Origin of the sequence: Arcanobacterium pinnipediorum (assembly GCF_023973165.1) — a bacterium.
GTDB lineage: Bacteria > Actinomycetota > Actinomycetes > Actinomycetales > Actinomycetaceae > Arcanobacterium > Arcanobacterium pinnipediorum.
Genome location: NZ_CP099547.1, coordinates 599286 through 616032, shown reverse-complemented (window position 1 = coordinate 616032; position 16747 = coordinate 599286). Strand labels below are relative to the sequence as shown.

Sequence of the window (16747 nt, the reverse complement as noted above, 5' to 3'; positions counted from 1 at the left end):
CAACTGCAGGAACAGTATGGGAAGAAACTGTTCCTGCAGTTGGGTATTAAAATGTGGCTAAAAGGTCACTCTTACTTCTCGTGAGCTTCGTGCACCGCGCGGGCCACCTTCTCATGGGCATCCCAGATTTCTTGTGGAAGATTCGGGAACTGCTCAAGATGTTCTTTACGTGCCTGGATCTCTTGCTCCCACAACTGTGGATCGATCTCAAGCAATACTTCGAGATCTTCGCGCGAACCAGTGAAACCATCGAGGTTGAGCTCTTCAATCAACGGCACGATACCAACTGGCGTTTCGCGGCCAGTTGCGCGCCCTTCTTTAAGATCCAACAACCACAGCAATGCGCGGAGGTTATCGCGGTAACCTGGCCAGCGGAAATGACCATCTTGCGGGTCACGCTGGAACCAGTTGACGTGCGCAAAAATCGGGGTTTCTTTAGCTTGACCGATGATCTTTAGCCAGTGTGCAGCATAATCGCCTTCGGCGTAAGACATGAATGGACGCATCGACATTGGATCGTAGCGCAATACGCCTTCTTTGCCTTCCGCAGCGAATGTGGCCTGAACACCCATGGTGAGACCATCGTAAACGCCTTCAGCAATATCAGTAATTGCACGGATCAACGGCTCACGGTTTGCTACTCGGCCACCGAAAATAATGGCGTCGATCGGCACGCCAGCAGGCGCATCATAATCGGGCGCCACATTTGGCACGTTGGCAAGCGTAGTTGTGAAGCGAGAGTTCGGATGTGCCCACTCATCCCCCTTAGCTGAGGAACGCTGACGATCGAGTGGACGCTGTGAAATTGGTTCACCCTTCCAGTCCAGCCAGCCGGTAACATCTTCTGGATAATCTGGGGTCTTGCCTTCCCACCAGACGTCTTCAAGATCTGGGTTGTAGGCGACGTTGGTGAACAAGGTACGTGTTCCAGGAGCCAAGGACTCCATTGCGGTTGGGTTAGTATCCCAGTTGGTATCCTTAGCGACGCCGAAGGCACCGAATTCTGGGTTCATACCGTAGAGTCGGCCATCTTCTGGATCAACACGCAACCAGACGATGTCATCGCCGTAGAAGTAGACTTCATAGCGATCGCCGAGAGCTTCTGGGGCAAGCATCATTGCAAGGTTGGTCTTACCCGAAGCTGATGGGAATCCTCCGCAGACATAGTATGTGTGATCTTCTTGCTTGTCTTTGATTCCGATAAGCATGAATTGTTCGCCGAGGAATTCGCCAGAAAACCAACCATCGAAGGAGCCTTGACGTAGACCGTGAGCGATCTTGCCAAGGAGTGCGTTACCGCCATATGACGAACCGTAGTGGAGGATGGTTCGCTCATCAGCAACTGTGGCAAAAAGTCGCTGATCATTGTCGGTTCCTTGGCCGAGGTTTTCGAGATCGCCGGTTACGTGGACTGCACGCACGAACTTCGATGGGTCTTCTAAATCGTTGAGATACTCTACACCGACTCGAGCCATACGAATCATGTGGATTGCTACGGTACGGTTATCGGTGAGTTCAACGCCGCGAGCGTAATCTTCAAGCGGTGAGCCTACAGGGGCCATGAGGTAAGGAACGACGTACATCGTTTTACCCTTCGAAGCACCGCGCATGTGCTCGATTTGGCGCTCCGTGACTTCTTTAGCATCACGCCAGTTGTTGTAAACTCCGGCATCGGTTGGGCGGTGAGTTGCCACAACGGTTCGTTCTTCGGAGCGAGCAGTATCCTTGTAATAGGAACGTGAGTAGTAGCGGTCTTTTCCGGCTGGGAAGATTTCTCCTGCCGCTAGAGCCTCGTTGACGATACGCTCATCATCGGAAGCGTTAATTACTTCGATAGCATCGGGTTGAGTGATACCAGCCCAATATGTCACATACTCTTCTACTGCTTGGTTGCGAAGACCAGCAGCCTGGAGAATCTCAGGAATGTTCATCCTTTTCCCTTTCTCAAGCGGATTACCGCGTATTGTTCGGAGGCTCCGAACTTATTTCTTATCCTATACCGAATATCATAGCTCAAGATATTTACCTTCACTAGGATAAAAGGCACAGATTGCGAGAACGCCAGCCTAGATTTTTATCTCAGGCTGGCGAAACTCAAAGGAATGGCACTTCTAATCGTTGCGTCGAACACGCATCGCAACTATGCGCCGTTGGATAGGAATCGTTACCGCAACACAACCCAGCGTCAAACCGATCCCTAAACCCATCATGATGAGCAAAACCCTCAAATTATCCCAATTACCCATCACTGGATTAATAAGAGCAGGAATAGCCGACAAAACGCTGACGATAATCAACACCGCAATCAACGGATACATCACCTGGATAAACCGGGCCCGAATCAACGTCGCCAACGGTGTACCAACATACACCAACGCTCTAGACTCCTCGGCCCGATCAAAGACATCCGAAACCTGATGGATCGAGGTAGACACCGCGCCAATAATCAACGCGAAAGCAAACGCGATATAGACCCCTTGCGTAATATCGTGCGAAACCATGGCAACATAAGAACGTTCCACTGCCTTATCAGGAGCGTCGATTGACACCACCGTCAACGTCGTCACCAAGGTTGCCACAGCCCCAATCAAAGCCACCGCCGAAATATTACGCCACGCCGCACGCGAATCTGAAACCACCCGGCGAATACCGACCAACCGTGCCGGTGAACCAGTAAAAACAAGTGGACGCATCGTCAACTGAATAAACAACGGACCCGCAATCGCGATGCCACCAAAAAACAAAACGAAAGCAACTGCGATTGAAATAATCGAACCCAACATCGCCCGCGAAACTGTAAACGTCGACGTCACATAAACCAAAATAATCAACGTCGTCACAACGATTCCCATCCGCCACATCTTAACCTTGGCTGGAATGATCCGCTGAGCTACCCCTAGCGGAGAAATAGATACTCGCTGTAACCCAACAATTGTTGAAACCACCGCAATAACGATCACCAAGAGATACGTCAAACACTGTACCCACCAGGGTAACAACATGTCATAGCTCGAAATCGGCAACGTACCAAACGTGATATTCTTCCATGCTGGCAACGTTACGTAATACAGCCCTAAACCCAGCACAAAACCTAACGATGCCTGGATCATACTCTCCACAATCGACATCACAATAACTTGCCGGGCACTCATGCCGATCAGGCGCAACGAAGCCAGGCGTCGCTCACGGCCACCAGCACCCAACCGAGCTGCACCCCCGCCGAGCGAGGTCAGCGGAACAATCAACAACGCCAACGCAACAATTGAGAGCGAAAAATAAATACTTCCGATTACTTCAGTGTCCAAAGTGCCGTTAAACTCGCGTACCACTGCCTGGTTAATCGCATCTTGACGCGAATAAAACATCGCTACCCCACCCAGCGTCGTCAACGTCAACCAAGCTGAAACCGAAAACGCGGCAATGGCGAAAATATCGAGAATCCCGCTGCCCGTGCGCGCCGCTAGCCGCGCCCGCGTAAGCATAGTAGCTAAAGATAACGGGCTCATCGGGTCACCGCCCCATCGTAATGAATCAAACCGTCACGGATTTCCACAAGACGCTGACACCACGAAGCCACCTGCGTATCGTGAGTAATAACGACGAGGGTGGTACCGTTCATTTTCGCCGTCGCCGTCAATAACTGCATAACCTCATGCCCAGTAGCCTGGTCGAGTGCACCAGTTGGCTCATCAGCAAACAAAATCGCTGGGTTATGAACCAGCGCACGCGCAATCGCTACACGCTGAGCCTGACCACCAGACATCTCCCCGGGGCGCTTAGCTGCCTGGGAACGAACACCCAACCGATCAAGCCACCCCTCCGCCGTCTTTAATGCTTTGCGGCGCGAAACACCATTCAACAACAACGGAAAAGCAACATTTTCCCGCGCCGTCAATTCCGGAACAAGCTGACCATCTTGGAAAACAAAACCGAGAACTGAACGACGCATCTGCGAACGTTGCGGGTCATTCATCGCAGAAATGTCCAAATCCCCAATCCGCACTGTGCCTTCATCACTAGACAAAATGCCAGAAAGCACGTGGAGCAACGTAGACTTACCAGAACCCGAAGGCCCCATAACTGCCACATGCTCACCCTGAGGGATATCAATATCGACGCCCGCCAAAGCATGGACGTCACCATATGTTTTCATTAAACCGCGAGCGCGGAGATTCTTTTCGTTCATAACAATAAGTTTTGTCTGCTCCAGAGTTTTTCACCATAGTGCCACCTACCATCTTTTAGTAGACCTAGCTCTACTATGACAATGTGAAGCGGTAAGCTCGGCGCCTACCAGCTATATTAGTCGTATGGGTTTCTTCGATCGGCTACGAGCTAAACATAGCGGTTCGTATGCGAACCAAATTGCGCACTTAACTGAGTCACGTCGCGAAATAGTGGCCGCATTTGAAATCGAACGACGCCGAATCGAACGCGATCTCCACGACGGCGCCCAGCAATACCTCGTCGCCACCGCAATAGCGCTCGGCGAAATAGAATTAATCGTTTCCCTCGCCGGCGATCTGCCTGCCGAGCTTGCCGACTTACCAGAGATTATCGCGCGCGCTAAGTCAGCAAACGAGTCCGGGCTAGCTTCGTTGCGTGCCACAGTCAATAACGTACACCCCAAAATACTTTCAGATATGGGCTTAGCGAGTGCAGTTCACGATATTGCTGAACGCAGCGAGTTACCGGTTCGAGTTGTTATTCCGCATCCCCTCCCACAATTAGCTGAAGGTGTGGTAGCTGCAGCCTACTTTTTAATAGCCGAAGCATTAACGAATATAGCAAAGCATGCGCCAAACGCTGAAGCAACCATCATGTTGGCCGCCGACGAAGATTTGCATGTATCAATTGTTGATACCGGGCCGGGTGGGGCACGGATAGTATCGGGACACGGCTTAGGCGGTTTGCGAGAACGCTTGGCAGCATTTGGCGGAACGTTGGACGTTTCTTCCCCGCCTGGCGGGCCGACTAAAGTTACGGGAACAATCCCGCTGCTGTTACGTTTTGGAGAATCGGGTATCGTTTTAGAGCCAGGAGAAAATCAGTGACTACCAAGATTTTTATTGCCGACGACGCTACACTGATGCGCGAAGGTCTATCGGGCATTTTGCAACGAGTCGGCTACGAGATTGTTGGCCAGGCCAGTTCTGCCCCCGAACTTGTTTCCGGGGTGCGCACGATTATGGACGACGGCGGGCAGATTGACGTTGTGCTCACTGATGTGCGTATGCCACCAACAATGACCGACGACGGATTGCGGGCTGCTGACGAGCTACGCACTGCCTACCCGCACCTAGCGGTTATGGTGTTATCACAATATGTGGCTCCAGCCTATGCCGCATCATTGTTTGGTGCCGCGCATGGTATGGCACGTGGCGGAATCGGATATTTACTTAAAGAGCGCGTGTCAAAGGTTACTGATTTTGTAGCTTCGCTGGATATGGTTGCAAGTGGTGGCGTCGTCGTCGATCCAGAAGTTGCCGCCGGGCTGATCCGAGGGCGATCGACGGCGCTAACTGCACTGACCTCACGCGAAAGTGAAGTTTTAGAATTGATGGCGCGTGGTTTATCGAATGCACAAATTCAAACCGAACTGTTTTTGTCAGCAGCTGCCGTATCCAAACATGTAGCGAATATTTTCAGCAAACTCGGACTTGCGCCTGGGGAGGAAAACCGGCGGGTGCGTGCAGTCTTGAGGTATCTGACTGAAAATAGTCCGGGTTTGAGACGCTAAGCTGCTACCCGATTGTTGATACTTTCACCGCTGTGCCTCCTGGACTCGGGTAGCACTAGAGTACTGCCTACACCAAAGCGTTTTGCTATGCCCTATGCCCTAAGCACTCGGGTAACACGCACACATAGTGCCGTTGTTGCACACAACATGACGCTCGGGGATGAAATGTGTATAGTTATATCGTTGGCTTTCGCCACTGCGGGCGTAGTTCATCGGTAGAATGGCAGCTTCCCAAGCTGCAGAGGCGGGTTCGATTCCCGTCGCCCGCTCCATTATAACGTCGAAAATGATAAGTCGGCGTTTGCGTTAGCGAGTATGCCCCAAGGGGGTCAAGAAAAACGCTTGCGTTAGCGAGTGTGTAGCGCGTTAGTTCTGACCTGTGGAAACACTTCCCGAGCACTATCGCTTCCCTGTTGCCACGATTTCTGGGCATGAGAAAAGCCCGTCCGCGCACTCATGCACGAACGGGCCAGAATCTTCATTTCAGATCTAAAGCTGGACGCTCACTTCCTCACCAACCCGGAACACGAACCGGATCGCATCCTCACTAACCACAGCGTGGTCGATGAGTGCGCTCCACTGCGCGGGGTGAAACTCGCTCACTGGCTCACCCGTCAGATCGCCTAGGGCAGCAGTCACGGCAGCATGTTTGGCGGTGTTCGCTGCAATATCCGCTTCCAGGCTCGCTTTGCGTGCGAGCGTCTTACGGTAGGTCGCATCTAGCTCGGTGAACTTAGATTGGTAGGCATCTTGATCGAGCGCGTTTCGCTGGTTTTCGATAATCAACGCCTCGATCTGATCGGTGAGCTCCGCGAGTTTTGTTTGGCATGCGGCGGCTTGCTCTTCCAAACGGCTCGTATTAAACATGTCCCCAAGCACCTGCGGCAGGCAGCTTTGCTGTGGTTGATGGGCGATCAGCTGATTTAAGGCTTGAACGAAGGCATTCTTGATCTGCTCGTCTTTCACGGTCGCAGTACTACAAGGGCGTTCACCTACGTATTTGTGATTGCATTGCCAGACTGTGTACTTGTATTTCGTGTTCGACGCCCACGTCTTACGCCCATACCACGCTCCACATTGGGCGCATTTGAGCCGGGTGGAGAATAAGCCGACTTTCGCTGAAGAAATGTTGCCATGCCTGGTGGCGAGCTCGTATTGCACCTGATCCCAGATGCGCGGTTCGATGATCGGCTCGTGGTTGCCCGACACGTAGTATTGGGGCACTTCACCCTCGTTGACTTTCATGCGTTTGGTTAAGAAATCTGTGGTGAACGTCTTTTGAAGCAGTGCGTCGCCTTTGTATTTTTCGTTGGACAGGATTGAGCGCACTGTCGATGTTGACCACACTTCTTTCCCGCGCGGGGTGAGAATCCTGCGCGCAGTGAGTTCAGATTTGATCTCGCTGATCGCCATCCCGTCAAGGAAAAGTTGGTAGATCAGCCGGACGGTTGGTGCCTGGGTCTCGTCAATGACAAGGCTGCCATCCGCTCCTTTCTTATATCCGAGCAGTGACTTGTAGGGCACCATGACTTTCCCATCGGCAAAACGCTTCCTGTGTCCCCAGGTGACGTTCTCGGAGATAGAGCGGGATTCTTCTTGAGCCAGTGAACTCATGATCGTAATCAAGAGTTCGCCTTTGGCATCAAAGGTGTAAATGTTTTCCTTCTGAAAATAGACTTCGACGCCTGCGTCTTTGAGCTTGCGCACGGTGGTCAAGGAGTCGACGGTGTTGCGAGCAAACCGGGAGACACTCTTGGTGAGGATCAGGTCGATTTTGCCTGCCAGTGCGTCATCGATCATGGTTTGGAATCCTTCACGGCGCTTCATGGAGGTGCCAGAAATACCTTCATCGGAATACATGCCCGCGAACTGCCAATCATTGCGGGAGCGAATGTAGGTGGTGTAGTAGTCGATTTGCGCCTCATACGATGAGGTTTGTTCTTCCATCTCGGTAGAGACTCGCGCGTAGGCGGCGACCCTTCTGCGTGCCGGTACCCCGGATGTGGTTGTGACAGTCCCGGGTTTCTTTGTTGCGGGTATCGCGGTGACTGTGCGGGTCATGCCAGCCTCCCCTCACTGGTTAAGCCCACCGGCGTCATAGTTCCATCCGTAAGGTGGAATGTGAGCTGGTGTGGGAAAGCTTCAATCATCACGATCTGCTCATCAACCGACACAGGGTCGAAACTTTGGGTGCCGAGCACATCTGCGCAGGCGCGTTCAATGAGTGTTTCGCGTAGGTTGTGCCCGCTACAGGGGTTGCCGTTCCCGGTGCAGGCACTCCAGCATCTCCAGAACTTGTACGAGGTTCCAGACTTGTAGGTGCGGGTTTTGCGTTGATAGTTCTTCCCGCACGCCCGACAGTAAATCCGCCCGGTGAACACGCCCGTGTTCTTTGACGGGGTCGCAGCCGGGCCAGCTTCGCGCCGATAGGCGATTTCTGCTTGCACCGCGTCAAACATCACCTCGTCAATGATTGGCGGGAGGGCTTGATCGACCCAGTAGCGCGGCAACTCCCCGTCGTTGAGGGAACGTGTGGGTGCTTGGATCGTAGGGCGATACATTTTCTGCAGCATTTGGCAGCCCTTGTAGCGCTCGTTTTCGAGCATGCGGCGAAACACGGACCCGTAAAAGCGTCCTCCACCGCGCGAACGCACACCTTGCTCATTAAGGATCGCGGCTGTCTTTTCGGGGCTAATCCCCTTGAGGTAGTTGGAGAACAGGAGGCGCACAATCTCAGCTTCTTCATCAATGATGGCGAACTTGCCGGCTGCCCAGTGGTAGCCGTAGACGACGAAGGAGTTTGTTCCACCATTCTTGTACCGGTTACGGATTGCCCATTTGACGTTGTGGGATAGTGAACGTGATTCTTCTTGAGCAAACGACGCCAACAAGGTCAGCAGGAGTTCCCCGTCAGCGCTGAGGGTGTCGATGCGTTCGCGTTCGAAGCGCACAGCCACGCCAAGGTCTTTCAGCTCACGAACCGTAGCGAGCAGGTCGACAGTGTTTCGGGCAAGGCGTGAGATCGATTTACACAACACAAGATCGATCTTTCCTGCTCTGGCAGCGTTCATCAGGTCGGCCAAGCCTTGCCGGGATTTCGTTGACGTACCCGTAATACCCTCGTCCGTGAACACCCCGACGTAGGCCCATCCGGGTGTGGATTGGATCAGGCGCGAATAATACGAAACCTGCGCCGACAATGACGCTAACTGCTCCGTACCGTTGGTTGAGACCCTCGCGTATGCTGCTACGTTGACCAGCTTCGGGGCAGGCGGCCGAACCGGTGTCACCACACTAACCTGTGCCACATTTTCTCCTTTCGCGTTAGGTCTATACACGCTCGAAAACCAATGTTTATCCAGTCGTTTCGCCCACAATCTGTGACTGATAGATCGGGCTCCACGTCTGGAACAACAACCGATAGGCACGCCGATACTCTGCGGGGGTTAGCACTCCTCGACCTGCCAGCATGCTCAAGACGTGAGCGTCGGCAATGAAGGCGATTTCTCGGGCGAACACCTCGGGCCTTGTCATCTGGTCGACCGGGGTGGCGAGCGTGTTCATGAGCGCCCACCTCGGGTGCCAAAGCGAGCACGTACATAACAAGCGTGACAGCAGTACTTTTGGTCTGGCTTGTCCACGATCGCGAAGCGGTGGCCGCAGTGCGCACAGGACCGCCCGCGCACTGGCTCGGTTTTCTGTCGTTCCCGCCAAGCTTTATGTCTGCATACGGGTGAGCAAAACCGAGCACGAGCACCTCCCCGAATAGGGCTGGCACACCACTGGCACACCCGCTCAACCACCACTGAACCGGCCTCGAGATTTCGGCTGGTGCAATATGAGCGGACCTGGTCGCGGGTCAAGGCGCAAAAATCGGCAATCGCCTTATATCCCCATCCCGCCGCACGCAGGTTACGGATACGTTCTTCTTCAATGTTCTTCACAGTGGGGTCACTCCCTTCACCCCACTGCCGACAAACCCGCAAGTGTTAAATCACCTGAGCGTGCCCGCCGTGCGAAGTGGCCTGTGAAAAGTGTGTTAACCAGTGCTGCCATCTAGAATTTGGTGTGTATGTGAAATGAGTGAGGCCGGAGGTTGATGGTGGCGGCAGCGAAAACAGTGACGTTGTTCTTGATGGATGGTTCGCCATCTGGGCGTATCAAGTCTTCACTGACGAACTGAACAGGGAAGGTCTACCTGATCCCGCGCACTGACTTAGCCAAGAGCAAGGATCGCCCCGAGCTCAACCAAACCGGCGTCTACATCCTGCTGGGTAGCGATGATGAGACTGGCGAAGAAAAGGCCTATATCGGTCAGGCTAGGGAACGCAAAAACAGCAAAGGCATATTGGCACGGACCATCGAACATGTGGGCGAAGAAAAGCTCGACTATTTCACGCACGCGATCATGATCATCACCTCCGATGATTCCTTTGGCCCTACCGAGATCTCCTATCTGGAAAATGCGTTCTACCAGCAAGCACTCAAAGCAGGCCGTGTACGCACCGCCAACAGCAACGACCCATCACCGGGCAAAGTCACCGAAGAGAAGGAAGCAGAGCTCAACGAGTTCATCGAGTTCGCCAAGATCGCGATCCGCTCCCTTGGATACCGTCTATTCGACCCGGCAGATGAAGCTAAAACAACGGCAGACGCCACGACTACAAGCATCGAACAGGTCGAGCCACTGCTGTATCTAGACGGCTCGGGTGCTTCAGGACGTGGACGCCAGACCGCCGACGGTTTCGTCGTCCTTGCCGGATCGAAGCTCCGCGAAGAAATGACACACTCTGCACCAGATTCAGCGAAGGCGAACCGAGCTAAATACGCCGAGCGCATCAGCCCTGACTTCGAACTCCTTCAAGACACACTATTCAGCTCTCCCTCAGCGGCCTCGGATTTCCTCACTGGAGCATCAACAAGCAGCAAGGTCTACTGGAAAAACGATCAAGGCATCACGCTACGTGAACTCGAACGAAACGAACTCGAAATCACAGACAACTAAGCCCAGAAATGACTAAAAGCCCCGCCACCACCCATAACGGGTAGCAGCGGGGCTAAGTTTCGCCATAGCGACGTGTGTCAGTAGCCGAGCTTTTGGTTCACTCGCGCCTGCACGGCACTGTAGAGGTTTCCGAGGCGGCGCTTACGCTCCTCGCCGTTGCCGTACTCACCGCGAATGACGGCGTCGGCCAAAGCATCAATGTTTGGCCCGGCAGGCTTAGACAGACCGGCACCTGAGAGCTTTTCGTTCACGCGAGCTTGGACGGCACCGTAGAGGTTTCCGAGGCGGCGTTGGCGTTCCTCCCCGTTCCCGTATTGACCGCGAATCACCGCATCGGCGAGAGCATCGATGTTCGGTGCTGCAGGTGTAGGCTCCACTGGTGCGGGCGCAGATACCACGGCCGTCCCGGTCATCTGGTCGTACCAATACTGGGCGCGGGCCATGTAGGTGGCATGCTGGGAACCTGCCAGGGAGGCTGGGCAAGCAGTGGCCGAGAAATCACAATGTCCGAAAACGTTCTTGCCCCAGGTCGGTCGGCCCAGTCCGTAGTACTGGCAGATCGCCGCAACGAGATGTGCTCCGTTGTCGAGGCAGGCCTCGGATACCGACCAAGGATCGGAAGAAACATCTGCGTGTTCGATGCCAATACTGGTGGTGTTGGCGGCGAAGTTGCCTGCATGCCAGGCAGTATCGCGATCCCATACGAGCTGGCCGATTGTGCCGTCGGTTTGGACTTGATAGTGGGCCGAGGCAGGCCGGGACTGCCACACCTCATAACAGCCTCGGATGGTGAGGTTGCCTGCGTTGTGGTGGATGATGACCTTATCGATCCGCCTACCGTTGCGTCCCTTGGTGTAGTGCTTGTTCATGATGAGGTCGATGTCAGCCTCGAGTGTGGTCCAATTCTTCATAGCGAGTTCTCCTTCGTGGTTTCAGTGGTTGGTTGGGTCAGGGATGGTCGGGTCTCGGCGCGGTTAGCGATCGCATCGAGTGCTTGGCGCATTTGGGCTGGAACGGGCAGGCCGAGTCGGGTGGCGTTCTCGATCAGCGAGATGCCTTCGTTGGACAGGTAGAAGAAAATGACCGCCGCCCGCAGAACCCCAGGCGCGCCGAGAATATGGACGTCGATCAGGTGTGCCAGGCCAACGAGGGTGAAGATGAGGATTTTGCGCGAGATTCCTCGAAAACCGACCGAGCTGGAGAGTCGGCGCTCACTGATAGCTGCCAGTACGCCGGTGATGTAGTCGGCGATGGCGAAGACGATCAGGGCATAGGCGAGGCCGTCGAGTCCTCCGAGGTAGGCGGCGAGCCAGGCACCGATACCAGCGATCCCGGTTTGGATGGCGTGCCAGATGGCGTGAAGAGACATTGGTGGTCCTTTCTGTGGGCATAAAAAATTGCCCACACCCACCTGGGTGAAGGCATCAAAAATCGGTATAGCGCAGCGGGTTACATGGTCGGGTCGGTCAAAACCTCGAGAATCGGCACGCTCAAGTCAAATGCCGCTGCCTGCGGCTCAGGCAACGTGGTTTCCTCAAGCTGCCTTGCTGGTGGTGCAGGTGTGGCATCGGATTCGACCGGGACGATCGGCATCTGCACCTCGCCCTCATCCGGGGTCGAGCTGTCGTCGGCTGGTTCGGTCAACTTAGTGTTGTCTCCTTCGACTCTCATTGGTTCTCCTTGGTGATCGCGTCGTAGAGGACGTCATATGCCTCAGCCGCTTCGCCGGACAGTTCACCGTCATAGCCATCGAGGAGTGCTTTCACGTCCTTGTCGTGGCCGTCGTAGGTCGGGCCGGAGACTTCCGCAACCGAGGCTAGCAACGCGGCACGCGCCTCGAGGAACTCGCCCGTCTTGTTCGGATCAGCGAGCACGAACGTGCCGTCGTCTGCGAACACTGGGCGACCACTCTCGTCGAGGGTCGCATAGGCGGTGACGAGGTCGTATTCGTCTTCCCCAAACCGGGCAATCGCCTCCTTCACCAACGTCAGGAGCTTCGAGCGAGCACGGGACTGCGCCGCCTTCAATGGCATCTGGGTGAGCAGGTCTGCGATGGGTTGTAGATGGTGGTTGGCGAGCATGATCTTCATGAACGTGTTTCCTTTACTTATGCGAGGGTGGTGGACATGGCTGACAGGCCGGTGTTGGAGAAGTACTGCCACGTGATATTCGAACCGCTTCCAGAAATCGACTTGATCCACCCTTGGTTCAGCAGGCTCAGGATCGCGTTCATCCGCGACATGAGATCTTTGGTGCGATCAAACAAGCGCGTCATGTTGTAATACGAGCCGTTGGTGACAACCATGACGTCATAGGTATGGAAAACAATTTTTGATAACCGGCTAGGGCCAACCCAGCCAGGATGTGTGCCTTCCCCGGTTAACGTACAGTCTTCTAATGTCAGGTAGCGTCCCTGGTCGGTATAGAATTTGTACCCGCTTGTGCGTATATCGGCCCCCAGGTGGATGCCGGGGCTGCCGTTGAATTTTCCTTTCGGATCCAACGTCAACATCGTCGTATACGACTCGTCACTGGCTTGTTTCTTATACGACCAGGTGATGTAGTCACCGGTGTATTCGAGTTGATTGGATATTCCACGTATTGATGTGTTCCCGTTTTTGTGTGAATGTCCCATCGTGCCAAGGAAACGTGTGTCGTACCAAAACCGCATTCCTGCACTCGTGATCGTTCCTTCCAGCGTGGACCCGTTATACCAGGCGATCTGCGTGGGTGTGATGCGGATCGATTGTGTCCAGCCTGCCAGTCCTACTTGAATGGCGTTGGTGGCAAGTTTGTCTGCCGTAATTGACCTGGCACCAATCCGAGCGGCGTTGAGATAGCCGGTGGTGATTTTCCCAGCATCCAGTGAAGCGATCTTCGCGGATGTGACCGCGAGGTCTTTGATCATCGCGTTCTGGATAAACCCGTTGGCGATCGTCAACTTGTCAGACGTGATGGAACCGGCCGCGATCCGTGCAGCCGACAAGGTTCCGGTCGTGAGCTTGCTTGCCGAGAGCGACCCGATTTTCGCGTCCGTGATCGCCGCGTTAGCGATCATCGCATTCGTAATAAACCCATCATTGATCGTCAGCTTGTCAGAGGTAATACTGCCTGCTGCGATGCGGTCAGCCGACAGTGTTCCGGTGGTGATCTTGTTTGCTGACAAGGAAGCGATTTTCGCGTCTGTGATGGCCGCGTTGGCGATCATCACGTTCGTGATAAAACCATTGGCGATGGTCAGCTTGTCGGACGTGATAGAGCCTGCTGCGATGCGGGCGGCGTTCAACGTGCCGGTGGTGATCTTCGATGCCGACAAATTGGCGATCTTGGCGTCCGTAATGGCAGCGTTCGCGATCATGGCGTTTGTGATAAACCCATCTCTGATCGTGAGTTTGTCGCTGGTGACTGCCCCTGCCTGAATGTTGACGGCGGTGATGGCGTTGGCCGCGATTTTCTCGCCGGTGATCGCCCCGTTCTCAATCAGCACGCTCGGGGTTAAACGCCTAATCCGAACGGAGCGGATTGTGACTGCCACCCCAGAAGGCCCAGCGCCGAGGGCGAAACCGAAACGCAGCGCGTCCACATCCCCTGGCACAGTGATCACACTGGAGACGACGGTGGTTTCGTTTGCTCGCAGCGTGGCGGCGGCTCCTGAGTTCGGCCACGAATTGTAGGGAATGTAATGGCGTCGATATACGAGCTGGACGCTCTGGCCTGGATCAGTGCGTTCGCACTCGAACGTCACTGAATACTTTTCACCGGGCCGCGCCGAAATATCGGTGGACGCGAAGTAGTCAGCGATATAGGTGCCGGTCGAGGTGCGAGTGAGGAAACCTTCACCTGTGCGGCTCCACCCTGGGTAGGTGGCGGTGAAGTCTTGATCGCGCCACAGATTCGACGCATCACCCACAACAATCCGGTTCGCCGCTAATATGCCGAAGAAGGCTGCGTCACCGACAATGCGCTCCACGACGGCTTTACCCATCCGGGCACTGCCTGCAACCAGGGTTGCGGTGTCGACGGAGGCGATGATCTCGTGACGCAGTTTCCGTGGTACCCAGGTTGTTCCGTCCCATTGCCACTGACCACGCAGCTCACCACCGACCTGCCACCACCACGTATCACCAACACGGCTCCCTGACCCAGATGGCGTAGAATCAGAGTAGGTGATGGTGTTTTTCGTATTCGCCGAGGCAGCAATCAACGAATTCACCTGCGCCGTGGTCGGCCTGCCCGAGGCGAGCGTGTAAGCCTCGTCCGCGCGCTTACGAGCACTCACCACATCAAACGCTGCTTTGCTCACAGCCTGCTTGGTCGATGCCAACTCGCTACTGGCTGCAGAGAGCTTCGTGTCGATCTGCTTCGCCGTGTCCTCGACCTTGGTAGCTGTGAGTTGAGCATGTTCTGCCGCATTCTTCGCTACTTGAAGGTCAGTCGTGTGTTGGTCGACAACAGTGGCGATCTCGGTCGCAAACTGGTTCACCTTCACGGCTTGATCTCGTGCTGCTTGCGCGTCGCTGCGGGCTTCAGAAAGCTCTGTTTTGGCTTCGTCGAGACGACCACTCAACATGCTCATCGCACTATCAACCCGGATTGTCTCAGCCTTAACGTCGATCACTTCTTTGCGGGCAGCATCCAGCTCCGCACTGATCTGGGCATGATTCAGATCGGTGGCGAGGGCGACCCAGCCAGGCTGGCCGGTATCGGTGATCTTGTAGATCCAGATCTCCGTCATCTCACCGTTGCTCTTGAACCATGTGTCACCAAGCTGCGCCCTCTCGGGTTGGGTGGTGCCGTAGTGGTTGGTGTTCTTCCCATCCGCGCTAGCTAACGCGAATCCTGCCGCATCCGACGCTGAAACGGCCGTGCTGATGGCGGTCTTGACCTGCCGGGTGACAGACGTAAACTTCCGAGCGGTGGAGCCAAGTTCGACCGAAATGTATTGACCCGATAGTGGGTTGTATTCGTAAGAACCTACCCGCGCCGTCAGCGCAATCCCAAGATCGGTGTGGCGGATGGTGACGGTGTCGCCAATCTCCACGGTTTCCAGCCGCGCGAGGTCGGCATATTCACGGGTGGTGGCGAGGTCAACGAACCGTACCTTATACGAGCCCGACGGCTCATCAATGTGTCTTGTGCTGAATTCTGCTATAGCCAGGCGGCGCAGCTGCTCGTGTGCTTGGTCGAGTGGGAGCTCACCCTCACGCGGGTTGTCCTTATCCGTGATGGCTTTGACCTGACCGTAGCGGATCACCCTGATACGCGGCACCACATAATCATCAAGTTTTGGGCTATCAACATACAGTTCAGGCAGGAGCAGGCCGTCGTATCCGACCGGCAAAATCCGCGTCACCACCGTCGAAAAATCAACAGCCGACTCAAACCCGGTGAGGTTCTTCCGATCACGGATGACCACCCCGTGGTTGGCTCCGCGCATGGGCGTGTGGTGGATCAGCCAGTTGTCCCGCGCAATCTCGCCTCCCCAACGCGAGGCGAACGTGTTGTCCTCTCCAGCATCCATGAGCGCTGTGGCGATGGGCATGCGCACCATCCGCGCCGACGAGTGCGTCACCGTATCCGAGGATGTGGCAGTGAAACCATGGCTGGTGTTCGCCGCCGCCAAGATCTGCGCCAGTGCACCTTTCGCAGTCTTATTCACCACGAAGGTATCGGCGATCAGGTTCGCGGCCAGATCATAGAACACATGAAACGCCGTGATCTCCAACAGTCCCTCAAGGGTGGTGACAACCTCGCTGATCCGGAAGCCCTGCCTGAGTGTCAACCCCGGCACCGGCGCGGCCACAATGTTCTCTAGCGTTAGGTGCGTAGCTGCAGGGCCGTCTGCTGGGTAGGTGAAGGTCAGGGAGAATTCACCGCCGAGTTCCTCAACCACGATGGGGTTGATGATTTCTCGGTCGAGTAGGCCGAGGCCGGTGGTGGTGAATGTGGTGGCGGTGCGGTCGTGAACCGTAATCATAAGGGAGCCTTCCAAACAAAACACA

Annotated in this window: 15 protein-coding genes and 1 tRNA gene; 4 read left to right on the top strand and 12 right to left on the bottom strand. The window is 55.0% G+C overall.

What is annotated here, in order from left to right:
• Positions 1 to 71: 71 nt before the first annotated feature.
• The 3 genes from NG665_RS02645 to NG665_RS02635 all read right to left on the bottom strand — a co-directional run bounded on the left by NG665_RS02645 (position 72) and on the right by NG665_RS02635 (position 4186).
• A complete protein-coding gene (locus tag NG665_RS02645) occupies positions 72 to 1931 on the bottom strand; it encodes a phosphoenolpyruvate carboxykinase (GTP) (RefSeq protein WP_252673758.1) in 1860 nt (619 codons plus the stop codon).
• A gap of 180 nt (positions 1932 to 2111) precedes the next feature.
• Positions 2112 to 3506, bottom strand: a complete 1395-nt coding sequence (locus tag NG665_RS02640; RefSeq protein ID WP_252673757.1) for an FtsX-like permease family protein — start codon at positions 3504 to 3506, stop codon at positions 2112 to 2114.
• On the bottom strand, positions 3503 to 4186 hold the full coding sequence (locus NG665_RS02635; protein ID WP_252673756.1) for an ABC transporter ATP-binding protein: 684 nt from the start codon (positions 4184 to 4186) through the stop codon (positions 3503 to 3505). Before NG665_RS02635 ends, NG665_RS02640 begins: the two co-directional genes overlap by 4 nt.
• 124 nt (positions 4187 to 4310) lie before the next feature.
• Here NG665_RS02635 and NG665_RS02630 point away from each other — a divergent pair, with 124 nt between their 5' ends.
• From NG665_RS02630 to NG665_RS02620, 3 genes are all read left to right on the top strand, one after another.
• Positions 4311 to 5054: a sensor histidine kinase gene (locus tag NG665_RS02630; RefSeq protein ID WP_252673755.1), complete on the top strand. Its 744-nt coding sequence runs from the start codon at positions 4311 to 4313 to the stop codon at positions 5052 to 5054.
• 35 nt (positions 5055 to 5089) lie between these two features.
• The gene (locus tag NG665_RS02625; protein WP_252674069.1) at positions 5090 to 5740 is read left to right on the top strand and encodes a response regulator transcription factor; all 651 of its coding nucleotides are present in this window, start codon (positions 5090 to 5092) and stop codon (positions 5738 to 5740) included.
• A gap of 198 nt (positions 5741 to 5938) precedes the next feature.
• Positions 5939 to 6012 (top strand) — tRNA-Gly (locus NG665_RS02620).
• A gap of 217 nt (positions 6013 to 6229) precedes the next feature.
• Here NG665_RS02620 and NG665_RS02615 read toward each other — a convergent pair.
• The 4 genes from NG665_RS02615 to NG665_RS02600 form a co-directional block, all read right to left on the bottom strand.
• Positions 6230 to 7801 carry a recombinase family protein gene (locus NG665_RS02615; RefSeq protein ID WP_252673754.1) on the bottom strand — a complete coding sequence of 524 codons (1572 nt, stop codon included), beginning with the start codon at positions 7799 to 7801 and terminating at the stop codon, positions 6230 to 6232.
• Complete coding sequence (locus NG665_RS02610; RefSeq protein ID WP_252673753.1) at positions 7798 to 9048, bottom strand: recombinase family protein; 1251 nt, start codon at positions 9046 to 9048, stop codon at positions 7798 to 7800. The genes NG665_RS02615 and NG665_RS02610 overlap by 4 nt, the downstream gene beginning before the upstream one ends.
• A 46-nt stretch (positions 9049 to 9094) precedes the next feature.
• Positions 9095 to 9304 carry a BlaI family transcriptional regulator gene (locus tag NG665_RS02605; RefSeq protein ID WP_252673752.1) on the bottom strand — a complete coding sequence of 70 codons (210 nt, stop codon included), beginning with the start codon at positions 9302 to 9304 and terminating at the stop codon, positions 9095 to 9097.
• A gap of 652 nt (positions 9305 to 9956) precedes the next feature.
• A complete protein-coding gene (locus NG665_RS02600) occupies positions 9957 to 10142 on the bottom strand; it encodes a hypothetical protein (protein WP_252673751.1) in 186 nt (61 codons plus the stop codon).
• Positions 10143 to 10148: 6 nt separating this feature from the next.
• On the opposite strand from NG665_RS02600, the gene NG665_RS02595 reads away from it, so the two are divergent.
• Complete coding sequence (locus NG665_RS02595; protein WP_252673750.1) at positions 10149 to 10745, top strand: DUF4357 domain-containing protein; 597 nt, start codon at positions 10149 to 10151, stop codon at positions 10743 to 10745.
• A gap of 77 nt (positions 10746 to 10822) precedes the next feature.
• Here NG665_RS02595 and NG665_RS02590 read toward each other — a convergent pair whose 3' ends face one another.
• The 5 genes from NG665_RS02590 to NG665_RS02570 form a co-directional block, all read right to left on the bottom strand.
• Positions 10823 to 11656 (bottom strand): N-acetylmuramoyl-L-alanine amidase, encoded by an 834-nt coding sequence (locus NG665_RS02590; protein ID WP_252673749.1) that lies wholly within the window; start codon positions 11654 to 11656, stop codon positions 10823 to 10825.
• Complete coding sequence (locus NG665_RS02585) at positions 11653 to 12114, bottom strand: phage holin family protein (RefSeq protein WP_252673748.1); 462 nt, start codon at positions 12112 to 12114, stop codon at positions 11653 to 11655. Before NG665_RS02585 ends, NG665_RS02590 begins: the two co-directional genes overlap by 4 nt.
• Before the next feature lie 80 nt (positions 12115 to 12194).
• The gene (locus NG665_RS02580; RefSeq protein ID WP_252673747.1) at positions 12195 to 12416 is read right to left on the bottom strand and encodes an acetyl-CoA carboxylase; all 222 of its coding nucleotides are present in this window, start codon (positions 12414 to 12416) and stop codon (positions 12195 to 12197) included.
• On the bottom strand, positions 12413 to 12835 hold the full coding sequence (locus NG665_RS02575; protein WP_252673746.1) for a DUF1617 family protein: 423 nt from the start codon (positions 12833 to 12835) through the stop codon (positions 12413 to 12415). Before NG665_RS02575 ends, NG665_RS02580 begins: the two co-directional genes overlap by 4 nt.
• Before the next feature lie 17 nt (positions 12836 to 12852).
• On the bottom strand, positions 12853 to 16722 hold the full coding sequence (locus NG665_RS02570; protein ID WP_252673745.1) for a phage tail spike protein: 3870 nt from the start codon (positions 16720 to 16722) through the stop codon (positions 12853 to 12855).
• Positions 16723 to 16747 lie beyond the last annotated feature (25 nt).

Excerpts from the sequence above, each read along its gene's own strand:
- NG665_RS02645 (WP_252673758.1), bottom strand. The coding sequence starts at position 1,931 with ATGAACATTCCTGAGATTCTCCAGGCTGCTGGTCTTCGCAACCAAGCA.
- NG665_RS02640 (WP_252673757.1), bottom strand. The coding sequence starts at position 3,506 with ATGAGCCCGTTATCTTTAGCTACTATGCTTACGCGGGCGCGGCTAGCG.
- NG665_RS02635 (WP_252673756.1), bottom strand. The coding sequence starts at position 4,186 with ATGAACGAAAAGAATCTCCGCGCTCGCGGTTTAATGAAAACATATGGT.
- NG665_RS02630 (WP_252673755.1), top strand. The coding sequence starts at position 4,311 with ATGGGTTTCTTCGATCGGCTACGAGCTAAACATAGCGGTTCGTATGCG.
- NG665_RS02625 (WP_252674069.1), top strand. The coding sequence starts at position 5,090 with ATGCGCGAAGGTCTATCGGGCATTTTGCAACGAGTCGGCTACGAGATT.
- NG665_RS02615 (WP_252673754.1), bottom strand. The coding sequence starts at position 7,801 with ATGACCCGCACAGTCACCGCGATACCCGCAACAAAGAAACCCGGGACT.
- NG665_RS02605 (WP_252673752.1), bottom strand. The coding sequence starts at position 9,304 with ATGAACACGCTCGCCACCCCGGTCGACCAGATGACAAGGCCCGAGGTG.
- NG665_RS02595 (WP_252673750.1), top strand. The coding sequence starts at position 10,149 with ATGATCATCACCTCCGATGATTCCTTTGGCCCTACCGAGATCTCCTAT.
- NG665_RS02590 (WP_252673749.1), bottom strand. The coding sequence starts at position 11,656 with ATGAAGAATTGGACCACACTCGAGGCTGACATCGACCTCATCATGAAC.
- NG665_RS02585 (WP_252673748.1), bottom strand. The coding sequence starts at position 12,114 with ATGTCTCTTCACGCCATCTGGCACGCCATCCAAACCGGGATCGCTGGT.
- NG665_RS02580 (WP_252673747.1), bottom strand. The coding sequence starts at position 12,416 with ATGAGAGTCGAAGGAGACAACACTAAGTTGACCGAACCAGCCGACGAC.
- NG665_RS02575 (WP_252673746.1), bottom strand. The coding sequence starts at position 12,835 with ATGAAGATCATGCTCGCCAACCACCATCTACAACCCATCGCAGACCTG.
- NG665_RS02570 (WP_252673745.1), bottom strand. The coding sequence starts at position 16,722 with ATGATTACGGTTCACGACCGCACCGCCACCACATTCACCACCACCGGC.